The sequence below is a fragment of the Microcystis sp. M090S1 genome (assembly GCF_020246295.1).
Lineage (GTDB): Bacteria > Cyanobacteriota > Cyanobacteriia > Cyanobacteriales > Microcystaceae > Microcystis > Microcystis aeruginosa.
In genome coordinates this window covers 1-3,979 of record NZ_JADBTF010000195.1, presented here as the reverse complement: position 1 = coordinate 3,979, position 3,979 = coordinate 1, and the positions used below count along the sequence as shown (strand labels likewise).

Annotated in this window: 6 protein-coding genes; 3 read left to right on the top strand and 3 right to left on the bottom strand. The window is 44.9% G+C overall.

The window, feature by feature from the left end:
- From IM477_RS08860 to radA, 3 genes are all read right to left on the bottom strand, one after another.
- The coding region (locus IM477_RS08860) for a DUF29 domain-containing protein (RefSeq protein WP_287731411.1) at positions 1-236 on the bottom strand (236 nt) is incomplete at its 3' end.
- A gap of 72 nt (positions 237-308) precedes the next feature.
- Positions 309-410 carry a cytochrome b6-f complex subunit PetL gene (gene petL, locus IM477_RS08855; RefSeq protein ID WP_002791324.1) on the bottom strand — a complete coding sequence of 34 codons (102 nt, stop codon included), beginning with the start codon at positions 408-410 and terminating at the stop codon, positions 309-311.
- 45 nt (positions 411-455) lie between these two features.
- Positions 456-1,982, bottom strand: a complete 1,527-nt coding sequence (gene radA / locus IM477_RS08850; RefSeq protein ID WP_287731410.1) for a DNA repair protein RadA — start codon at positions 1,980-1,982, stop codon at positions 456-458.
- Between the two features lie 233 nt (positions 1,983-2,215).
- On the opposite strand from radA, the gene rpaB reads away from it, so the two are divergent.
- The 3 genes from rpaB to IM477_RS08835 all read left to right on the top strand — a co-directional run.
- Positions 2,216-2,944 (top strand): response regulator transcription factor RpaB, encoded by a 729-nt coding sequence (gene rpaB, locus IM477_RS08845; RefSeq protein ID WP_002781934.1) that lies wholly within the window; start codon positions 2,216-2,218, stop codon positions 2,942-2,944.
- A gap of 9 nt (positions 2,945-2,953) precedes the next feature.
- Positions 2,954-3,595, top strand: a complete 642-nt coding sequence (locus IM477_RS08840) for a cofactor assembly of complex C subunit B (protein ID WP_287731409.1) — start codon at positions 2,954-2,956, stop codon at positions 3,593-3,595.
- 319 nt (positions 3,596-3,914) lie between these two features.
- A partial coding sequence (locus tag IM477_RS08835) for a helix-turn-helix domain-containing protein (RefSeq protein ID WP_287710710.1) occupies positions 3,915-3,979 on the top strand: 65 nt, incomplete at its 3' end.

The following is a 3,979-nucleotide window of genomic DNA, read 5'->3' as shown; positions in this document are numbered from 1 at the left end:
TGATTATATTTTCTTTCACTTGTCCAAAATTGTAATAATAAACAATGTCTAATAATTTGCTGTAAAAAACTAGCAACACGAAACTTTTTCTCGTTTCCCAAGTCTTCTAACTCCTCGATCAAGTTTTCTAAATCTAGCGCTTCAAAATTTTTAGCCTTGAGCAGTTCGATAGTTTCTTCTAACCAGAGAGAATCATCAATTTCGTAGAGAGTTTTTAAGTCTAGAATAACAGTCATTTTTTATCTCCCCTAGAATTGGCAATAGTGACCAGTTAAACCGATCACTAAAGCTTTTTTACTGTTTATATACTAGATAATTTTAGCGGCGCGCAGACCGAAAAAGAGACCGAGGGCAATTCCGGTAAAAACGATCAGATAACCCGCCAAAGCAGCAACAGCTAACACAGACATGGTGAAAATCTCCCAAGTAATTTAATCTTTTTTAGCATTGTACCGTTATTCTTGCCCTTCCCCTTCCTCGTCTTCTATATCTTCCCCAAAGCGCTGCTGGGGGGGGATTGCGGCGACAATTGCCTCGATTACCTTGCCGACTGGAACAATTTCTAAGCCCACATCTTCGGGATAAACTTGACCTCTAGGGACAATCGCCCGTTTAAAGCCCAATTTAGCCGCTTCTTTTAATCTTAGTTCCATTTGCGACACTAGGCGCACTTGTCCACCTAATCCCACTTCCCCGATTAAGACTGTGCGCGGATCCACGACTCGATCGCGAAAACTGGCGACAACAGCGATCGCAACTCCCAGATCCGCCGCCGGTTCTTCCACTCCCAACCCTCCTGCGGAGGCAACATAGGCATCTAATTTCGATAAAGGAATGCCGACGCGCTTTTCTAAAACGGCGAGAATTTGCTGTAATCGGTTGTATTCTATGCCCGTGGTCGATCGGCGCGGGGAAGCGTAGCTGGTGGGGCTAACTAATGCCTGTAACTCCACCACAATCGGGCGTGTACCTTCACAGGCTACCACCGTCGCCGTACCCGGGGAAAATTCGTCGCGATTGCCTAAAAACAATTCTGAGGGGTTTTCCACTTCCACCAAACCGTGATCCACCATCTCGAAAATACCGATCTCATGGGTTGCCCCAAAACGGTTTTTCACGGATCTTAAGAGACGATGGGAGGCATAGCGATCGCCTTCAAAATATAACACCGTATCGACCAAATGTTCCAAAACTCGCGGACCAGCGATCGCCCCTTCTTTAGTAACATGACCGACAATCAATAAAGTAATATTCTCCCGTTTTGCCACCTGCATCAAGGCGGAGGTACATTCGCGAACTTGGGCGACGGATCCCGGTGCGGAAGTTAACGCCCCAAAATAAAGAGTTTGAATACTGTCAATTACCGCCACCTGTGGGCGTAGAGATTCTAATTCCCGCAAAATTTCCTCTAAATCGGTTTCTGGCAGAACATAGAGATGATTATCGAGTTCTGAGGTTGATTCAGAGGCTTTTTTATCCTTGCCATTGCCATTATTTTCCGACTCCACGGCAACCACTCCCACCCCCAAACGGGCAGCCCGCAGTTTAATCTGTTGTCCCGATTCTTCGGCGGAAACGTAGAGGATGCGCGGTAATCTTTGGGCGAGTTGGTTGGTAACTTGCAGTAAAAGCGTCGATTTGCCGATGCCCGGATCGCCGCCGATTAGTACAAGAGAACCCGGGACAATGCCACCACCGAGAACGCGATCGAATTCCCCGTAACCGGAGGGAAAACGTTCCTGTTCATACTGGGTAATTTCCGAGAAGCGAACCGAGATGCGCGGTTGGGGGTTGCGTTGCCCTTTGCCGTTATTTGAGCGACTATTTTGCCATCCTGGGCGATTTACCGCCGGATTATTGCCACCAGCCACCACTTGTTCTTCTAAAGTCCCGTAGGTGTCACAACTGGGGCATTTTCCCAACCATTGGGGAGATTCCGCCCCACAAGCGCTACAGATATATATTGTTCGCGATTTCGCCATGTTTTTTAAGAAAAGTTGAAGAAAAGCGGTTTGGGGATCAATTCTCTTGTCAAATTTAATTAAGTATGATATAGGGGAAGCAAGACCCTAAAGTTATTGATAATTGCCATAAAAGAAATAAAATAGGAAATTTAGGCTTAATGATAACGGCAAAAGGATATTCTATAAACAGGAACGCTCGTTATTTAACTTTAAAATTCATCACACTATTTAACTAAGGAGTGTTAAGTCAGTTGGAGAACCAGAAGGAAAAAATTCTCGTTGTTGATGATGAAGCCAGCATCCGTCGTATCTTAGAGACTCGTTTGTCGATGATTGGTTATGAAGTCGTCACCGCCGCCGACGGCGAGGAAGCTTTAGAAACCTTCCGCACCGCCGAACCCGATTTAGTGGTTTTGGATGTGATGATGCCGAAATTAGACGGTTACGGTGTCTGTCAGGAACTCCGCAAAGAATCGGATATTCCTATCATTATGTTAACGGCTTTGGGGGATGTGGCCGATCGAATTACCGGGCTAGAATTGGGCGCGGATGACTATGTAGTTAAACCTTTTTCTCCCAAAGAACTCGAAGCGCGGATTCGTTCGGTGTTGCGTCGGGTAGAGAAAAATGGCGCCCCGGGGATTCCCAGTTCTGGTGTGATTCATATCGGTTCAATTAAAATCGATACCAATAAACGCCAAGTTTATAAGGGGGATGAACGCATCCGTCTGACCGGTATGGAATTTAGTTTACTAGAATTATTGGTCAGTCGATCGGGAGAAGCTTTTTCGCGCTCGGAAATCCTTCAGGAAGTTTGGGGTTATACCCCCGAACGTCATGTGGATACGCGGGTGGTAGATGTGCATATTTCCCGTTTACGAGCCAAATTAGAGGATGATCCCAGCAATCCTGAGTTAATTCTCACCGCTAGAGGTACAGGCTATCTTTTTCAACGTATTCTAGAACCAGACGAGGAATAGTTCTCAGCTATGGCACAAGCTGATCCCAATCGTATTTTAAGACTGTTACCCCTGTTCGCCGGCATCGTCGGGGGTACGGTATTAATGTTTAATCGTTTTGCCACTGCCGATTTAACCCCATCGCAAGCGCGTTCCGATGTGATGGGAGTGATTTTGAGTGGGGTTTTAATTTTGGTGGGTTTAATCTGGCAAAGAGTTCAACCCCGCTTACCGGATGCTGTGGAATTAATCGGGCGCGAAGGCCTGGAATTTGCCCCAGATTTGCCAGAAGCGGTTAAAATTGAGCTTGCTTGGGCTTCCCATTTACTTTTAACTAACACCGTGACAAAATCTCTGATCGTTTATTATCGGGGAGAAGTTTTATTACGTCGCGGTATCCTAAGGGAGAATTCTGAAGTTAAAGTTAGTAATATTATCAAAAGAGTTTTAGAAACTGGTAAAGCCGTTTATTTAGTTAATTTAAATTTATATCCCGCTAAAATCGAGTTTGACTATTTGCCAGAAAACAGCCAAGGCTTAATCTGTCAACCCATCGGTAAGGAAGGGGTGTTAATTTTGGCGGCAAATGCACCGCGCAGTTATACTAAACAAGATGAAATTTGGATCGAGGGAATTGCTGATAAATTAGCCGACACTTTCAGTCAGTTTTAGACGATTTCAGTAAGATTTAAGAATTTGGTTAAGATGAGAGTAAACAGTTAGCGATCGACCTGTAGCTACAGCAGTTATCTCAATGGTGAGATAGCTATACTTTGCCGGCGGCGATCGAAGCTTTTAAAAATCGTTAACTGATGCCAAGCTGAATATTTTCTGGAATTTTATTCCTCTCCGGAGACTTCCAATGACTCTGCCAGTGAATTATCTTCAATTTCTATCTCATCGAAAATTTGGGTCTGAAACCCCGTCGTTCTACGACGGCTTTACTGTTAAATATTAGCACATTTACGAAATATATGCTAAAATGTGAGGTATGGAAAAAGCCTACTCGTTCCGATTTTACCCCACACCAACACAAGAGTCGCTATTGCGGCGCAC